Source organism: Enterobacter sp. BNK-13 (assembly GCF_048685015.1).
Taxonomy (GTDB): Bacteria; Pseudomonadota; Gammaproteobacteria; order Enterobacterales; family Enterobacteriaceae; genus Enterobacter; species Enterobacter quasiroggenkampii.
The window spans coordinates 693,482-710,963 of record NZ_JBLQTP010000001.1 but is presented as its reverse complement, the minus strand read 5'-3'; the positions used below and the strand labels follow the sequence as shown (position 1 = coordinate 710,963).

Sequence of the window (17,482 nt, the reverse complement as noted above, 5' to 3'; positions counted from 1 at the left end):
CCTTGACCTTCCCCTTGATGGAAGGTTTAACCTTCATAACAGTTAGTGAAAAGCGTTACTCCGGTCAACAACTGACCAAAATATTATACGGGAGTTTTGTTATGTCTCACACTATTGACCTGACGCTGGACGGTCTCTCCTGCGGCCACTGCGTCAAACGCGTTAAAGAAAGCCTGGAACAGCGCCCTGATGTGGAAAGCGCTGATGTGACTATCGATCATGCCGCTGTGACCGGCAGCGCCAGCGCGGATGCGCTGATCGATACCATCAAGCAGGCCGGTTACGGGGCGGAGTTAAGCCACCCAAAGGCTAAACCGCTGGCAGAGTCATCATCCCCGTCGGAAGCACTGACAGCGGCCACTCCTGAGCTTCCGGCAGCGGATGATATTGATGACAGCCAACAGCTGCTGATCAACGGCATGAGCTGCGCCAGCTGCGTCTCCCGGGTACAAAACGCCCTGCAGGCGGTACCGGGTGTCGCGCAGGCACGGGTCAATCTTGCGGAGCGTACTGCGCTGGTAATGGGCAGCGCCTCCGCCGCAGAGTTAGTGCAGGCCGTTGAGAAAGCGGGCTACGGCGCGGAGGCCATCGAAGATGATGCCGAGCGCCGCGAGCGCCAGCAGGAAACGGCTATCGCCACCATGAAGCGCTTCCGCTGGCAGGCGATTGTCGCCCTGCTGGTCGGTATTCCGGTGATGGTGTGGGGCATGCTCGGCGACAACATGATGGTCACCGACGACAACCGCACGCTGTGGCTGGTGATTGGTTTGATTACCCTTGCGGTGATGGTGTTCGCAGGCGGACATTTCTATACCAGCGCCTGGAAGAGCCTGAAAAATCGTACCGCGACGATGGATACCCTGGTTGCCCTCGGTACCGGCGCGGCGTGGCTCTATTCGATGAGCGTGAACGTCTGGCCCCAGTGGTTCCCGATGGAAGCGCGGCATCTCTATTATGAAGCGAGCGCGATGATTATCGGCCTGATTAACTTAGGCCATATGCTTGAAGCCCGCGCCCGCCAGCGCTCCTCGAAAGCGCTCGAAAGATTGCTTGATTTAACCCCACCGACGGCCCGCGTGGTCACGGACGAAGGGGAAAAAAGCGTTCCGCTGGCCGAGGTTCAGCCCGGCATGACGCTGCGCCTGACCACCGGCGACCGGGTTCCCGTTGACGGCAAGATAACCCAGGGTGAAGCCTGGCTGGATGAAGCGATGCTGACCGGGGAGCCTATCCCTCAGCAGAAATCAGACGGCGACGCCGTGCATGCCGGTACGGTCGTGCAGGACGGCAGCGTGCTATTCACCGCCAGTGCCGTCGGTAGCCACACGACGCTGTCGCGTATTATCCGCATGGTGCGCCAGGCGCAGAGCAGCAAGCCGGAAATTGGCCAGCTTGCTGATAAAATCTCGGCCATTTTTGTGCCGGTGGTGGTCGGCATTGCCCTTCTGAGTGCGGCGATCTGGTACTTCTTCGGCCCGGCGCCGCAGATTGTGTATACCCTGGTGATCGCCACCACGGTACTGATCATCGCCTGCCCTTGCGCCCTTGGTCTGGCGACGCCAATGTCGATCATCTCCGGCGTAGGCCGCGCGGCCGAATTTGGCGTGCTGGTGCGGGATGCGGACGCGCTGCAGCGGGCCAGCACCCTGGACACACTGGTGTTTGATAAAACCGGCACGCTGACGGAAGGCAAACCGCAGGTGGTCGCCGTCCACACCGTGGGCATTTCGGAAGAGGATGCGCTGCGTCTTGCCGCCGCGCTGGAGCAAGGCTCCAGCCATCCGCTGGCGCGCGCCATTCTTGATAAAGCCAATGCGTCTGCCCTGCCGCAGGTGAATCAGTTCCGCACCCTGCGCGGGCTCGGCGTGAGCGGTGAAGCAGAAGGCCACGCGCTGCTGCTGGGCAACCAGACATTGCTCAATGAAAACGGTATTGATACCGCCGCGCTGGACAGTGAGCTGAAGGCGCAGGCGTCACAGGGCGCCACCCCGGTTCTGCTGGCGGTGGATGGCAAAGCCGCCGCGCTGCTGGCCGTGCGCGATCCGCTTCGCCAGGACAGCGTGGATGCCTTACAGCGCCTGCACCGTGCGGGATATCGTCTGGTGATGTTGACCGGGGATAACCCGACCACCGCCAACGCCATCGCGAAAGAAGCCGGTATTGATGAGGTGATTGCGGGCGTACTGCCGGATGGCAAAGCGGACGCCATTAAAAACCTGCAACGTCAGGGCCGTCAGGTGGCGATGGTCGGCGACGGCATCAACGATGCCCCGGCGCTGGCCCAGGCGGATGTGGGGATCGCAATGGGCGGCGGCAGCGACGTGGCCATCGAAACCGCGGCCATCACGCTGATGCGCCACAGCCTGATGGGCGTGGCCGATGCGCTGGCCATTTCGAAAGCTACGCTGCGCAACATGAAGCAGAACCTGCTGGGGGCGTTTATCTACAACTCGCTCGGTATTCCGATTGCTGCCGGTATTTTGTGGCCGCTGACCGGCACGCTGCTTAATCCGGTCGTCGCGGGTGCGGCGATGGCGCTCTCCTCCATCACCGTGGTCAGCAACGCCAACCGGCTGTTGCGGTTTAAACCGAAGGATTGAACCTTGTACCCGTACGCGCTAGCATGAACCTTTCCGTTTATGGAGCGCGTATGGGTCTGTTTCATCGTATAAAAACATCGTTCCGCGCCCTTTTCCCTCGCCGTTACGCCTGGCCCGGTCTGGATATTTCGCTTCCCGGCGGGCAACACCTGCACCTGGTTGGCAGCATCCATATGGGCACGCAGGATATGTCTCCCCTGCCTCCCGGCCTGATTAAACTGCTGAAACACGCCGATGCGCTGGTCGTTGAGGCGGACATTTCGGGTCAGGAGTCACCGTTTGCCGGGCTCGAGAGCGATCTCACCCTGGCGGAGCGCCTGGATGAAGCCCAGCTTGCGGAACTAACGCGCGTCGCCGAGGAAACCGGCGTCTCGCTCTCCATGATTGACACCCTGCCGCTGTGGCAAATCGCGATGGTATTGCAGGCTACGCAGGCGCAGCGTCTGGGCCTGCGCGGTGACTACGGCATTGATTACCAGCTGCTGAACGCGGCAAGGGCGCGCAGTTTGCCCATCATCGAGCTGGAAGGAACGGACAGCCAGATTGCGCTCCTGCGACAGCTTCCCGACGACGGTCTGATGCTGCTGGATGATACGCTGACCCACTGGCACACCAACGCGCGCCTGCTGCAGACCATGATTGGCTGGTGGCTGGATGCGCCACCCGCGGACGGCAGGCTGGCGTTACCATCGACGTTCAGCGAATCGCTGTATGATGTGCTGATGAATGCGCGCAATAAAGCCTGGCGGCAGACGCTGCATGCCTTACCTGCGGGGCGTTACGTGGTGGCGGTCGGGGCATTACATTTGTACGGAGAAGGGAACTTGCCGTCGTTGCTGAAATAAAAAAATGGCCAATATTTCTATTGGCCCGTCAAAGAGGAATTTCATCGTTTTTATTATGCCGAAGGAGACCTTCGGTTGAGCCGATTGTCGCTCAAAGTGACCATCACTGCCAACACTATTGCGCAAGATGGTGCTATTTTTTAGACAAACGTCAGGCGTATGCTGTTGGCATGATTTGTCTGTCGTAAGAAGGATAGCTATGACTCCCGCCGTTAAATTACTCGAAAAAAACAACATTTCTTTCCGGATCCACACCTACGATCACGATCCGAATGAAACCAACTTTGGTGATGAAGTGGTGCGTAAGCTGGGGCTGAACGCTGACCAGGTTTATAAAACGCTGCTGGTGGCGGTGAACGGCGATATGAAGCACCTCGCCGTCGCGGTGACGCCCGTGGCAGGACAGCTGGATCTAAAGAAGGTCGCCAAAGCGCTGGGGGCGAAGAAGGTGGATATGGCGGATCCGATGGTGGCGCAGCGCACCACGGGCTACCTGGTGGGCGGCATCAGTCCACTCGGGCAGAAAAAACGCCTGCCGACGCTGATCGATGCCCCTTCACAGGAATTTGACACCATCTTTATCTCCGGCGGCAAACGCGGGCTGGACATTGAGCTTGCCGCGGGCGATCTGGCGAAAATGCTGGACGCGAAGTTTGCGGATATTGCCCGCCGGGAGTAAAAAAAGCCGGGTGGCGGCTACGCCTTACCCGGCCTACATTTTGCACCCGTAGGCCCGGTAAGCGCAGCGCCACCGGGCAACACAACGGCACTACTGCCAGCTCACCTCACCTTTCGGCTCATACGCATTCACGTCAATCGGCGAATTCTGCTCGATATACTGCTTCAGCACTTCCGCGTCGATAAAGCCGGTGTTCACGTATCCCGGTTTATTATCAATATGCGGATAGCCGTCGCCGCCAGTAGCGTTAAAGCTTAACGTCGCCAGACGGTAGGTTTTCGCCGGGTCAATCGGTTCGCCTTTGATCTTCAGGTCGTTAAGCTTGCCGTCTTTCGCTACGAAGCTCACGTTGGCAAACTGCGGATAGGCCCCGGAATCCGGCTTCATCTGCGCCACGGCGGTCAGGTAGTCAATGACCTCCTTCCCGCTCATGTCGGCATAGACCACCACGTTACCGAACGGCTGCACCTTCAGAACGTCTTTATAGGTGATGTTTCCACCTTCGATGGAATCACGAATGCCACCGCCGCTCATTACGCCAAAATCAGCCCCGGTGCGCGCCATTTGCGCCGCCAGCACCAGGTGGCCCATGTTGGTCTGCACGAAGCGAACTTTACTGCGATCCCCCTCCAGACGCCCGTTCAGCGTGCCGATTTTCACATCCAGCTGCGCCTTGCCTTTGTTCTGGAACGGCGTCAGCAGGGAGAGCATCTGCTGGTTTTCAGCGATCTCTGGGGTGTAAAGTACGCGCTCGCTTTTCCCGTCAGGGTAAGTGACTTTCTTCTTCAGATTGACCGGAATGAGTTGGTAGTGGACCAGCTTCATCTCGCCGTTACGGAACTCAAAGTCTGCCCGCCCCACGTATTTGCCCCACTCGTGCGCCTGCACGATCCAGATACCGTTTTGACGGTCTGGCGCACACGGCGTACCCGGGACGTAGTCCACCTGCTTTTTGTTTTCGGATGCCATGCACACCGGATCCTGTGAGTGACCACCCACAATCATCGCTAGCGAGCCCGCAGGCAGGCTGCGCGCCATCTCCACGTCACCGGGCGCGTTAGAGCCGTGCTCACCGTTGTCGTAGTGCCCCATATGCGTGGTGGCGATAATCACGTCCGGCTTTTCGTTTTGCTGCAGCTCCTGAATCACCAGCTTCGCTTCGTCTGCCGGTTTGCGGAATTCGATATCGGTGAAGAACTCAGGGTTGCCAATTTTCGCCGTATCGTCGGTGGTTAAGCCGATGACCGCGATCTTCAGATCCTGACGCTTAAACAGCGCCCACGGCTTAAACAGGCGCTCGCCGGTACTTTTCTGGTAAATATTGGCGGAGAGGAACGGGAATTTGGCCCATTTTTCCTGCTGACGGAGTACGGTCAGCGGATTATCAAATTCATGGTTACCGACGGCCATCGCGTCGTAGCCAATCAGATTCATGCCGCGAAAGTCGGGTTCGGCGTCCTGCAAATCGGATTCCGGCACGCCGGTGTTGATATCGCCGCCTGAGAGCAGCAGCACGCTGCCGCCCTGGGCTGCGACCTCTTTACGAATGCCGTCCACCAGCGTTTTTTGTGCCGAGAGGCCATATTCGCCGTATTCACTGCGCCAGAAATGACCGTGGTGGTCGTTGGTATGCAGAATGGTAATTTTATAGGTTTTGTCTTTTTCATACGCCTGCGCGGGCAGGCTTACCAGCCCCCACGCCGCGATGAGCGCCAGCGCGACGCCCCGCTTCATTAACTTCATCTTCTCTCTCCCTGACCAATAGACAAAGGCAGAAATTACAGTGACTAATAAGAATAGACAAATAAGTTTTCATAATTGCGACTTTCTTCAAATGTCGCAGGCGGGTATGTTAGTCGGATAATAATTACTCCCTGCACTTCTGCTAACAAAACGTGGTATTTATGGCAATCAGTGAATCAACCCAGCCCGTTTCGGGCGCGCCGGCGTCGCGCACCTCCTTTAAAGTCTTAGGTGCAATCAGTCTTTCACACCTGCTCAACGACATGATCCAGTCGTTGATTCTGGCAATTTATCCGCTGCTGCAGTCCGAATTTTCGTTAACCTTCGTGCAGATCGGGATGATCACCCTGACCTTCCAGCTGGCTTCCTCGCTGCTGCAGCCGGTGGTGGGCTACTGGACGGATAAATACCCGATGCCGTGGTCGCTGCCGATCGGCATGTGCTTTACCCTAAGCGGTCTGGTGCTGCTCGCCATGGCCGGGAGCTTTGAAGCCGTGCTGATCGCCGCCGCGCTGGTGGGTACCGGCTCGTCCGTGTTCCATCCGGAGTCCTCCCGCGTGGCGCGGATGGCGTCCGGTGGTCGTCACGGCCTGGCGCAGTCACTTTTCCAGGTGGGCGGTAACTTTGGTAGCTCACTCGGCCCGCTGCTGGCCGCAGTCATCATTGCCCCTTACGGTAAAGGCAACGTGGCGTGGTTTGTGCTGGCCGCGCTGCTGGCGATTATCGTGCTGGCGCAGATCAGCCGCTGGTACGCCGCACAGCATCGCGTCAATAAAGGAAAACCTAAAGCGAAGGTTATCAATCCCCTGCCGCGCAATAAGGTTATCCTGGCGGTAGCCGTCCTGCTGGTGCTGATTTTCTCGAAATACTTCTATATGGCGAGCATCAGCAGCTATTACACCTTTTATCTGATGCAAAAATTCGGATTATCGGTACAAAATGCGCAGATTCACCTGTTTGCCTTCCTGTTCGCCGTTGCGGCCGGTACGGTCATTGGCGGGCCTGTTGGGGATAAGATTGGGCGTAAATATGTCATTTGGGGCTCTATCCTCGGCGTGGCGCCCTTTACCCTCATTTTGCCGTACGCCAGCCTTGAATGGACGGGAATTTTAACCGTGATTATTGGTTTTATCCTCGCTTCCGCGTTTTCCGCCATTCTGGTCTATGCCCAGGAGCTGCTGCCTGGCCGTATCGGTATGGTTTCCGGACTCTTTTTCGGTTTTGCCTTCGGCATGGGCGGGCTGGGTGCAGCGGTGTTAGGGATGGTTGCGGATCACACCAGCATCTTCCTGGTTTATAAAATCTGCGCTTTCCTGCCACTTCTTGGGATGTTGACCATATTCCTGCCTGATAACCGCCACAAAGCGTGAATTACGGGCAGCCAAAGTGCGACGTTGGCTGCCTGACACCCTGATGCCATAAGGGTTTCTTCTTTCTCCTCTCGCTGAATTTATCAAAATGCGCTTTTTTACGCGCATATTGCTGTTTTATTCAAACTTCAACAATTATTCATAAACATAAGAGTAAAAATTGTCATAAACTATTACTCGGTTTTTTGGTTTTTCACCAAAAAGGAACACCCACAACGAAAGGAGACGGAATGCACCACGCCACACCGCTTATCACCACCATTGTTGGTGGACTTGTGCTCGCTTTTATCCTCGGCATGATTGCCAATAAACTGCGTATTTCTCCTCTTGTCGGCTATCTGCTGGCAGGTGTGCTGGCGGGACCGTTTACGCCAGGTTTCGTTGCGGATACCAAACTGGCCCCTGAACTGGCGGAATTGGGCGTGATTCTGCTGATGTTTGGCGTCGGTCTGCACTTTTCCCTGAAGGATTTGATGGCGGTAAAGTCGATTGCCATACCGGGAGCGATCGCCCAGATAGGGGTGGCGACGCTGCTTGGGATGGCGCTTTCGGCCGTGCTGGGCTGGTCGTTAATGACCGGTATCGTATTTGGGCTGTGTCTCTCAACCGCCAGTACCGTGGTGCTGCTGCGCGCGCTTGAGGAGAGACAGCTGATTGACAGCCAGCGCGGGCAGATCGCGATTGGCTGGCTGATTGTTGAAGATCTGGTTATGGTCCTGACGCTGGTGCTGCTGCCCGCCGTCGCCGGGATGATGGAAAAAGACAACGTCGGCTTCGCCTCGCTGGCGCTGGATATGAGCATCACCATCGGTAAAGTGGTGGCGTTTATCGCCATCATGATGCTGGTGGGCCGCCGTCTGGTACCGTGGATCATGTCCCGCAGCGCGGCGACCGGCTCCCGCGAGCTGTTCACCCTCTCCGTGCTGGCGCTGGCGCTGGGCATCGCCTTTGGTGCCGTTGAGCTGTTTGATGTCTCCTTTGCCCTGGGCGCGTTCTTCGCCGGGATGGTGCTGAACGAATCCGAGCTGAGCCACCGTGCGGCGCACGATACGCTGCCGCTGCGCGATGCGTTTGCCGTGCTGTTCTTCGTCTCCGTCGGGATGCTGTTTGACCCGCTGGTGCTGATCCAGCAGCCGCTGGCCGTGCTGGGCACGCTGGCGATCATTATTTTTGGTAAGTCGCTCGCCGCCTTCTTCCTGGTGCGAATGTTCGGCCACTCCCCGCGGACGGCGCTGACCATTGCCGCCAGCCTGGCCCAGATTGGCGAGTTCGCCTTTATTCTGGCCGGTCTGGGCATGGCCCTGAACCTGCTGCCGCAGGCCGGACAAAACCTGGTGCTGGCGGGGGCGATCCTGTCGATTATGCTGAACCCGGTCCTGTTTGCCCTGCTGGAAAAATACCTCGACAAAACCGAAACGCTGGAAGAGCAGACGCTCGAAGAGGCCATCGAAGAAGAGAAGCAGATCCCGGTTGATATTTGCAATCACGCCCTGCTGGTCGGCTTTGGCCGCGTGGGCAGCCTGCTCGGCGAGAAGCTGATGGCGCAGGGTATTCCGCTGGTGGTGATTGAAACCTCACGCACCCGCGTCGACGAGCTACGCGAGCGCGGTATTCGCGCGGTGCTGGGCAATGCGGCAAACGAAGAGATCATGAATCTGGCGCATCTGGACTGCGCCCGCTGGCTGCTGCTCACCATACCCAACGGCTATGAAGCGGGTGAGATTGTGGCTTCCGCGCGCGCGAAGTGCCCAACGATTGAGATTATCGCCCGGGCGCATTATGACGACGAGGTGGAGTACATCACCGAGCGCGGTGCAGATAAGGTGGTGATGGGCGAGCGCGAGATTGCTAACACCATGCTGACGCTACTGGAGAAACCGCCGGTTGAAGAGGCGGTGACGGGGTAGGTTTGGTGCGGCCTGATGCCCTCACCCTGACCCTCTCCCTGTGGGAGAGGGAACAAACATTAAAAAAGGCAACTTACGTTGCCTTTTTACATTTACCGATCCCAATACGCCTCTTCGAGGCTGTCTTCCCGTTCCGGCAGGCCACGCGTTAAGCGCGGCGAGTGCTGGTTCAGCACCTGATAGCTTACGCGGTTGGCGTACTTGCACACCTGCGCCAGCGACGAATAGGTCAGCCAGCTGAACTTATGCTTGCTGGAATTCGGCACGTTGGTTTTGTGGTAGGCATTGGCGGTAATGTCGTGCAGCAGCGCGGCCAGCGCGCCGTCGCCTGCGCCGTTGGTGTTCATGATCTTCTCCGGACCGCCCATGTAGGGGGCGATGTGAGAATAAATACGCAGCGGATTCACGCAATCCTTGTAACGCATGCCGCGGCTGAACTCGTACTGGTTAAACTCGGCAATCGCGCCGGGCAGCAGCGGATGCTGGGTTTTGCGTTTGCTCTCTTCCTCCGTGAAGCCGGCCATATACAGTCCGACAGGGCCCGCGGTGCAGAGCACCAGATCCACCCAGTCCAGCGCTTTATCGGACGCCAGCAGCGGATCGCTTTCACCGGTCAGCGCTTCGGCCTCCTCTTCGTTCATCGCCAGAATCGAGACGTGCTCTTTCAGGAACGCCTGCCACCACTCTGGGTTATCGGCAATCACGAATTTGGTGCCCAGCGTCAGAACGACCGGCACGTCGTACTTCTTCGCGTACTCAATCGCCTTCATGGTCGCTTCCGGCATCGGCTCGCCCGGCTTGCAGCGCACCAGGTAGGAGGTCAGCACCAGCGCCGAGGCGCCCGCAATCACCTCTTCGGGAATGCTTTCCGCACGCAGCTTGTTCATATGCCCAGGACTGATGGCAAAGGTCCGCTCGCCGGATTCGCCGATCAGCGTAAAGCAGCGGCCAATCGGGCCGTCGACGCCCTGAAGATAGTTCAGATCGGTACGGCTGGAGGTGTTGCACAGATAGCGGTAAGCGTAGCCGCCGATTTCAATGTTGCTGCACATCACGCCAAGCAGTACTGAACGGTCGTCAGCCAGCACGGAGTAGTTGTGCATGGTGTTACCGATGGTACCGCCGGCGAACTGATGGGTAATCAGGTTTTCGCGCACCAGCTCCTGGTACAGCGCTTCGGCAACGTCATCCTCAATCACCAGCGAGTGCCCGGCGCTCAGACCGTAACGGGCGACAAACGCATCATCCACTTTCGCCTCAATATCCACCAGCGTCTGATCGATACCGACGACCCACGCCGCACTGGTTTCATTTTCTGGCTGGATCTGCTGCAGGAGCGGATCGCGGGCATCGACGGGGAAGTAGTGTTTGGATTTACGTTTACCGGGAAATTTCATGGTCTGAACTGTACGAAGAATATGGGCCGGGAATGGTAGCACAAACCCGGCCCGGAGTGCGATCAGCGGCTGTTCGTCACCAGTGAGACCATCATGTCGATATGCTCAGGCGAGTCGTTAAGCGCCGGAATGTATTCGTACTTTTCGCCGCCAGCCTCCAGAAAAAATTCCCGGTTTTGCACCGCGATCTCCTCCAGCGTTTCCAGACAGTCTGCCGAGAAGCCCGGCGACATCACCTGAATATGCTTCACGCCCTTCTCGCCGAGCATTTTGAGGGTTTCATCAGTGTACGGCGTCAGCCACGGCTCGCGGCCGAAGCGCGACTGGAAGGTCATCATCACCTTCTCCGGCGGCAGGCCAAGGGCGGAGACCAGTTCGCGGGTGGTATCGCGGCAGCGCTGCGGGTAATCATCACCCTCGTTAGCGAAACGCTGCGGGATCCCGTGATAGGAGAGCAGCAGCAGATCCGGCTCACCGTGCTTTTCAAACGACGCGCGCGCGCTGTTAGCAAGCGCCTTGATGTAGAGCTCGTTATCCGCGTAGTCGCGAATAAAGGTCACGCCCGGAATGCGGCGGCGGGTTGCCAGTATGCGCGCCAGCTCGTCCCAGACGGCGGCCACCGTCGAGCAGGAGTACTGCGGGTAGAGCGCCAGCACCACGATATGGTCCACGCCCTGCGCCAGCAGGGATTCTACCGCGCTTTCCAGAGAGGGTTTGCCGTAGCTCATGCCGAGCGCGACGGGCATCTCCGGCAGGCGGGCGGCCAGCGCTTTTTCCTGGCGACGGCTGTAGACCATCAGCGGCGAGCCCTCTTCCATCCATACGGACTGATAGAGTTTGGCGACGCGCGGAGAACGAATCGGCAGAATGACGCCACGCAGCAGCGGCCACCACAGCAGTCGCGGAAAATCCACGACGCGCGTGTCGCTTAAAAATTGTCGCAGGTAGCGTTTTACCGCGTCTGATGTAGGTGCTTCTGGAGTGCCCAGATTGGCAAGCAGGATGCCGGTTTTCGCCTGACTCATTCACGCCTCTTAACCATTTGAATGGTTGTCAATTGTAGCGGAAATGCGTTTAAACGGAACCCATTGCTGCAATAGGTAAGATGAGAATATTTCTCACCCGGAGGACCCGGGTGAGAGAAGTGCAATTAGCCGAGGATTTTTTCCAGCTCTGCACGTACGTCAGCCACGGCTTTGGTGCCGTCGACTTTGGCGTATTTGGTGTTACCCGCCTGCGCTTCTTTGGTGTAGTAGCCGATCAGCGGCGCGGTCATTTGATGGTATTCCACCAGGCGCTTGCGCACGGTCTCTTCCTGATCGTCTTTACGGGTGGTCAGCTCTTCGCCGGTCACGTCATCTTTGCCTTCAACCTTAGGCGGGTTGAATTTGATGTGGTAAACGCGGCCAGAAGCAGCGTGTACGCGACGGCCAACGATGCGGTCAACGATCAGCTCGTCCGGTACGTCGAACTCCAGAACGTAGTCCACGTTGATGCCCGCTTCTTTCATGGCGTCAGCCTGAGGAATGGTGCGTGGGAAGCCGTCCAGCAGGAAACCGTTACGGCAGTCTTCCTGAGCAATGCGCTCTTTGACCAGAGCAATTACCAGCTCGTCGGTCACCAGCTTGCCTGCGTCCATGATGTCTTTCGCCTGTTTACCCAGCTCGGAGCCAGATTTAACAGCGGCGCGCAGCATATCACCGGTGGAGATTTGCGGAATACCGTATTTCTCCATGATGAACTGAGCCTGAGTTCCTTTACCCGCGCCCGGAGCGCCAAGCAGAATAATACGCATTGCGAAAATCCCCTCAAAAGTCGTTTCAATTTTTCAAAAGCGCTAAACAATACCACCAGAACGGGCATCGCTCAAGGAAGGCAGGAAGGCTGAAACGGTTAATGGGGGGAGATAATTTGGAGTTGTGCGGTCTGGTGCCCTCACCCCGGCCCTCTCCCACGGGGAGAGGGAGAAGACCAGGAGAGGCGTGGTCAATTACGCCAGCAGCAGCGCATTCACACGTTTAATGAAGAGGTTAGGATCTTCCAGCGTGCCGCGTTCGGCCAGCAGGGACTGATCCAGCAGGAGTTCAACCCACTCGGCAAAGCGGGCGTCGTCCTGGGTATCCGCCGCGCGTTTCACCAGCGGATGATCCGGATTAAGCTCAAAGATATATTTCACTTCCGGTACCGCCTGGCCCGCTGCCGCGAACAGCTTCGCCATCTGGGTGCTCATTTCGTCGGCATCGGTCGTGACGATGGCCGGGGTGTCGGTCAGACGGTGAGTGAAACGCACCTCTTTCACGCGGTCACCCAGCAGGGTTTTCACGCGCTCAACGAACGGCTCCAGCGCCTTCTCGGCTTCTTTCGCGTTCTCATCCACTTCATCCGCCAGCTTGTCGATAGATTCGTCGGCTTTGGCAACGGACTGGAACGCCTTACCGTCGAACTCGGTCAGGTAGTTCATCATCCACTCGTCGATGCGGTCAGAAAGCAGCAGCACTTCGATGCCTTTCTTACGCAGCAGCTCCAGGTGCGGGCTGCTCTTCGCCGCGGCGTAGCTGTCGGCGGTGATGTAGTAGATCTTCTCCTGCCCTTCTTTCATGCGGGAGACGTACTCTTCCAGCGACACGGTCTGCGCGGAGGAGTCGGTGTGCGTAGAGGCGAAGCGCAGCAGTTTGGCGATGGTTTCAACGTTCGCGGTGTCTTCTGCCGGGCCTTCTTTCAGCACCAGGCCGAACTGTTTCCAGAAGGTCTGATATTTTTCCGCATCATCTTTCGCCAGTTTTTCCAGCATCTGAAGCGCACGTTTGGTCAGGGCGTTGCGCAGGTTACGGGTGACGGTGCTGTCCTGCAGAATTTCACGGGAGACGTTCAGCGGCAGATCGTTGGAATCGATCAGGCCGCGGACAAAGCGCAGGTAGTTCGGCATGAACTGCTCGGCGTCATCCATGATGAAGACGCGCTGCACGTACAGCTTCAGACCGTGCTTATGATCGCGGTTCCACATGTCCCACGGCGCCTGTGCCGGGATGTACAGCAGGCTGGTGTACTCCTGCTTACCTTCCACACGGTTGTGGCTCCAGGTCAGCGGGTCGGTAAAGTCGTGGGCGATGTGCTTGTAGAATTCGTTGTACTCGTCGTCTTTAATTTCAGACTTGTTGCGCGTCCACAGCGCCTGCGCCTTGTTGATTTTCTCCCAGGAAACCACGGTTTCACCGTCTTTCTCTTCCTGTTTTTCAATCTCAACCGGCAGGGCAATGTGGTCGGAATATTTGCTGATGATGGAGCGCACGCGCCAGTCGTTCAGGAAATCATCTTCCCCTTCACGCAGGTGCAGGGTGATTTCGGTGCCACGGTCCGCTTTGGTGATGTCATCAACGGTGTATTCGCCTTCCCCTTTGGATTCCCACAGCACGCCGTTCTCGGCGCTGTCACCTGCCGCACGGGTGCGCACGGTGACTTTGTCCGCCACGATGAACGCCGAGTAGAAACCGACGCCGAACTGGCCGATGAGCTGGCTGTCTTTCGCCTGGTCAGAGCCCATGGACTCCAGGAACGCCTTAGTGCCGGATTTCGCGATGGTCCCGAGGTGGTCGATCACCTCGTCGCGATTCATCCCGATGCCGTTATCGGCGATGGTCAGGGTGCGGTTCTCTTTATTGAACGAGACGCGCACGCGCAGCTCGCCGTCGCCTTCGTACAGATCCGGGTTAGACAGCGCGCGGAAGCGCAGCTTGTCCGCCGCATCCGAGGCGTTGGAAATCAGCTCACGCAGGAAAATTTCTTTGTTGGAATACAGGGAATGGATCATCAGGTGCAGAAGCTGTTTTACTTCTGACTGGAAACCACGGGTTTCTTGTCCTTTCATCTATGTCGACCTCAACAATGCCATTTAATGGGGTTTTAAAACGTTGAGTGAGAGATGGGGATACGGGGGGAAATTTTCAAGCGGAGGCCACGCGCGCAGCCTCCGTTTGGTCAGAAAATAATCTTGTGACGTCCGGCCAGAGAGTGTGACAGCGTGGTGCCGTCCACCATCTCCAGCTCGCCGCCGACCGGCACGCCGTGGGCGATGCGGCTGGCGTCAACGCCATACTGCGAGCACAGCTCGGCGATGTAGTTGGCGGTTGCCTCCCCTTCCACCGTGGGGTTGGTGGCGAGGATCACCTCTTTGATCGTTTCGGACTCAAGACGCTGTTCAAGGCGGTCAAGACCGATATCGTCCGGGCCAATACCGTCCAGCGGGGAGAGATGCCCCATCAGCACGAAATAGCGGCCGGAAAACTGCCCGGTTTGTTCGATGGCGTAGATGTCCGCCGGACTCTCCACCACGCAAATCTGGCCGTTTTCCTGACGACGCGGGTTCGTGCAGATGTTACACACGTCCTGCTCGGTAAAGGTACGGCAATCCGCACAGTGACCGATTTCTGACATGGCGCGGGTTAAAGCCTGCGCCAGGCGCATCCCGCCGCTGCGGTCGCGCTGCAATAGCGTAAACGCCATACGCTGCGCCGACTTCGGGCCAACGCCCGGCAGGCAGCGCAGTGCTTCCATTAACTGCGTGAGCAGCGGACTGGTTTGCATCAGAACGGCATCTTGAAGCCAGGCGGCAGCTGCATGCCGCTGGACACGGAGGCCATTTTCTCTTTCTGGGTTTCGTCGATACGGCGAGCGGCATCGTTAAACGCGGCTGCAACCAGATCTTCCAGCATCTCTTTGTCGTCTTCGAGCAGGCTCGGGTCGATTTCCACGCGACGGCAGTTGTGCGCACCGTTGATGGTCACCTTGACCAGACCGGCACCGGATTCACCCGTGACTTCCAGCTGAGCGATCTCTTCCTGCATCTTCTGCATTTTTTCCTGCATCTGCTGAGCCTGCTTCATCAGGCCACCCAGACCGCCTTTTCCACCAAACATAGGCTTCTCTCTTCTTTCACGTTTAAGGATTACAACCGTAAGTCAGACTCACGATCAAATGGGGCGAATACTCTCTTCATCCAGATCGGCGTCGAAGAACCGGCGCAGAGTCTGAATGTTGTTATCCGCAATAATCGCCTCGCGCGCCTGCGCGAGCTTCTCTTCATAAATGGCCTGGCGCCACTCGAGCGGCGTTTTCACTGCCGGATTATCATCTTCAATGATAGTCAATTCAACCGGTGCCCCCTGTAAAGCGGCGAGCGCCTCGGCCAGCGCCTTTTGCGCGCCAGGGGAATTGAGGTGACGCTGGCCCGGACGCAGGTGCAGACGCACCTGATTGCCGTCCTGCTCTTTCCAGGCGTTCAGCGCGACCTGCTCGACCAGCTTCGGCAGCTGGAGTTTGCTGACCTCGGCGGCCCAGGCATCGCGCGCAATGGACTCTTCGGCAAGCTTCGCGGAAAGCTCCGGCGTTTTTTCATGCTCCAGCGCCTTTTTCAGCGCTTTCGGCGTGGCCACCTCTTCCTTCACGGTTTCAGTGATGGTGGTTGCCTTCCAGCGGTAAGCCTCTTCTTTCACCGGGGCTTTCTGCTCGAGCGCGGACGGTGCCGGACGCGACTGAACGCGCTCCGTTACCGAGGCCAGTCGTTCAAGCGCGGCGTTGTTCACCGGCCGCGATCTTCCTGGCGCTGCCGGTTCACTCTTTTTTGGTTTGGTTACTCCCTGGGCACGCTGCAGCTGGCTGCGCGCGGCAAGCACCGAACTGGTGGCATCCGACAGCGGTACGTTCTGCTGCGGTGGCGGCGTCGGCTGCGGCGGCACCTGCTGCGGTGACATCACCGCCGTGGGCGCGACCGGCGCGAAAGACTGTCGCGGCACTTCCGGCTCCGGCAGCGGCATGCGCGGGTGGAACGCCAGCGCGCGCAGCAGCGTCATTTCAACGCCCATCCGCGGATCCGGCGCAAACGGTAACTCTTTGCGGCCAATCAGCAGCGTCTGGTAATAAAGCTGGACGTCGGCAGGCGGCACGGTGCGGGCAAGCTCACGCATCCGCTGTTCAATGGCCGCCATATCCGCACCAATCGCGGAAGGAGAAAGCTGCAGCATCGCCACGCGGTGCAGCAGGCTGAGCATCTCAACCAGCAACCCTTCCCACTCAATACCGCGGGCAGCGGCCGCGTTCACCTGCGACATCACGCGTTCGCCGTTAGCGGCAATCATCGCTTCGATAAGCGACAGCGCCTGATCGTCATCCAGCGTACCGAGCATGGTGCTGACCGCCTCGGTGGAGAGTTTGCCGTCACCGCTGGCAATCGCCTGATCGGTCAGACTGAGCGCATCGCGCAGGCTGCCGTCCGCCGCGCGGGCCAGTAGCTGCAGGGCGCGCGGTTCGTGGACAATGTTCTCTTCATCGAGAATGTGCTCAAGCTGCGCACGGATCTGCTCGACGTCCAGTGCCTTCAGGTGGAACTGCAGGCAGCGCGATAAAATCGTGACCGGCAGCTTTTGCGGATCGGTGGTCGCCAGCAGGAACTTCACGTGCGCGGGCGGCTCTTCCAGCGTCTTCAGCAGGGCGTTGAAGCTGTGGCGCGACAGCATGTGCACTTCATCGATCAGGTAGACCTTGAAGCGGCCGCGCGCCGGGGCGTACTGCACGTTGTCGAGCAGGTCGCGGGTATCTTCCACTTTGGTGCGCGAAGCGGCGTCGATCTCGATCAGATCGACAAAACGCCCCTGCTCGATCTCCCGACAGTTATCACACACGCCGCACGGCGTGGCGGTGATCCCGGTTTCGCAGTTGAGACCTTTTGCCAGCAAACGGGCAATAGAGGTCTTACCGACGCCACGGGTGCCGGAAAAAAGATAGGCGTGATGGATGCGACCTAGCGACAAGCCGTTCGCCAGGGCCGTCAGCACATGTTCCTGACCGACAACGTCAGCAAAGGTTTGTGGTCGCCATTTACGGGCTAACACCTGATAACTCATGGGCAGGCTCTGCAACGCTGGAAGGTGAATTTATGGAGGGGAATG

13 protein-coding genes and 1 other annotated feature are annotated in these 17,482 nt (G+C 58.2%); of the genes, 5 read left to right on the top strand and 8 right to left on the bottom strand.

Annotated features, from left to right (window positions below; translation table 11 throughout):
- The first annotated feature begins 101 nt into the window (after nucleotides 1-101).
- From copA to ybaK, 3 genes are all read left to right on the top strand, one after another.
- On the top strand, nucleotides 102-2,600 hold the full coding sequence (gene copA / locus ACMGGQ_RS03295) for a copper-exporting P-type ATPase CopA (RefSeq protein ID WP_420289578.1): 2,499 nt from the start codon (nucleotides 102-104) through the stop codon (nucleotides 2,598-2,600).
- 50 nt (nucleotides 2,601-2,650) lie between these two features.
- Complete coding sequence (locus tag ACMGGQ_RS03290; RefSeq protein WP_111967311.1) at nucleotides 2,651-3,445, top strand: TraB/GumN family protein; 795 nt, start codon at nucleotides 2,651-2,653, stop codon at nucleotides 3,443-3,445.
- 199 nt (nucleotides 3,446-3,644) lie between these two features.
- Nucleotides 3,645-4,124, top strand: a complete 480-nt coding sequence (gene ybaK / locus ACMGGQ_RS03285) for a Cys-tRNA(Pro)/Cys-tRNA(Cys) deacylase YbaK (protein ID WP_045909742.1) — start codon at nucleotides 3,645-3,647, stop codon at nucleotides 4,122-4,124.
- Nucleotides 4,125-4,214: 90 nt separating this feature from the next.
- On the opposite strand, the gene ushA is transcribed toward ybaK, so the two are convergent.
- Nucleotides 4,215-5,867 carry a bifunctional UDP-sugar hydrolase/5'-nucleotidase UshA gene (ushA, locus tag ACMGGQ_RS03280; RefSeq protein WP_196364935.1) on the bottom strand — a complete coding sequence of 551 codons (1,653 nt, stop codon included), beginning with the start codon at nucleotides 5,865-5,867 and terminating at the stop codon, nucleotides 4,215-4,217.
- Between the two features lie 161 nt (nucleotides 5,868-6,028).
- Here ushA and ACMGGQ_RS03275 point away from each other — a divergent pair, with 161 nt between their 5' ends.
- Together ACMGGQ_RS03275 and ybaL are read left to right on the top strand one after the other, a co-directional pair.
- A complete protein-coding gene (locus tag ACMGGQ_RS03275; RefSeq protein ID WP_048030121.1) occupies nucleotides 6,029-7,237 on the top strand; it encodes an MFS transporter in 1,209 nt (402 codons plus the stop codon).
- Between the two features lie 230 nt (nucleotides 7,238-7,467).
- Nucleotides 7,468-9,144 carry a YbaL family putative K(+) efflux transporter gene (ybaL, locus tag ACMGGQ_RS03270; RefSeq protein WP_045909744.1) on the top strand — a complete coding sequence of 559 codons (1,677 nt, stop codon included), beginning with the start codon at nucleotides 7,468-7,470 and terminating at the stop codon, nucleotides 9,142-9,144.
- A gap of 92 nt (nucleotides 9,145-9,236) precedes the next feature.
- On the opposite strand, the gene ACMGGQ_RS03265 is transcribed toward ybaL, so the two are convergent.
- The 7 genes from ACMGGQ_RS03265 to dnaX form a co-directional block, all read right to left on the bottom strand.
- On the bottom strand, nucleotides 9,237-10,541 hold the full coding sequence (locus ACMGGQ_RS03265) for an inosine/guanosine kinase (protein ID WP_047716279.1): 1,305 nt from the start codon (nucleotides 10,539-10,541) through the stop codon (nucleotides 9,237-9,239).
- A 62-nt stretch (nucleotides 10,542-10,603) separates the two neighbouring features.
- Complete coding sequence (gene hemH, locus ACMGGQ_RS03260; RefSeq protein WP_045909746.1) at nucleotides 10,604-11,566, bottom strand: ferrochelatase; 963 nt, start codon at nucleotides 11,564-11,566, stop codon at nucleotides 10,604-10,606.
- A 125-nt stretch (nucleotides 11,567-11,691) separates the two neighbouring features.
- Complete coding sequence (gene adk / locus ACMGGQ_RS03255) at nucleotides 11,692-12,336, bottom strand: adenylate kinase (RefSeq protein WP_006809841.1); 645 nt, start codon at nucleotides 12,334-12,336, stop codon at nucleotides 11,692-11,694.
- 195 nt (nucleotides 12,337-12,531) lie between these two features.
- On the bottom strand, nucleotides 12,532-14,406 hold the full coding sequence (gene htpG, locus ACMGGQ_RS03250) for a molecular chaperone HtpG (RefSeq protein ID WP_045909747.1): 1,875 nt from the start codon (nucleotides 14,404-14,406) through the stop codon (nucleotides 12,532-12,534).
- A gap of 110 nt (nucleotides 14,407-14,516) precedes the next feature.
- Complete coding sequence (gene recR, locus ACMGGQ_RS03245) at nucleotides 14,517-15,122, bottom strand: recombination mediator RecR (RefSeq protein WP_008499298.1); 606 nt, start codon at nucleotides 15,120-15,122, stop codon at nucleotides 14,517-14,519.
- Nucleotides 15,122-15,454: a YbaB/EbfC family nucleoid-associated protein gene (locus ACMGGQ_RS03240; protein ID WP_003858972.1), complete on the bottom strand. Its 333-nt coding sequence runs from the start codon at nucleotides 15,452-15,454 to the stop codon at nucleotides 15,122-15,124. Before ACMGGQ_RS03240 ends, recR begins: the two co-directional genes overlap by 1 nt.
- A 54-nt stretch (nucleotides 15,455-15,508) precedes the next feature.
- Nucleotides 15,509-17,437 (bottom strand): DNA polymerase III subunit gamma/tau, encoded by a 1,929-nt coding sequence (dnaX, locus tag ACMGGQ_RS03235; RefSeq protein ID WP_420289577.1) that lies wholly within the window; start codon nucleotides 17,435-17,437, stop codon nucleotides 15,509-15,511.
- Nucleotides 16,115-16,179, bottom strand: a sequence feature (DnaX frameshifting element). It overlaps the preceding gene by 65 nt.
- Nucleotides 17,438-17,482 lie beyond the last annotated feature (45 nt).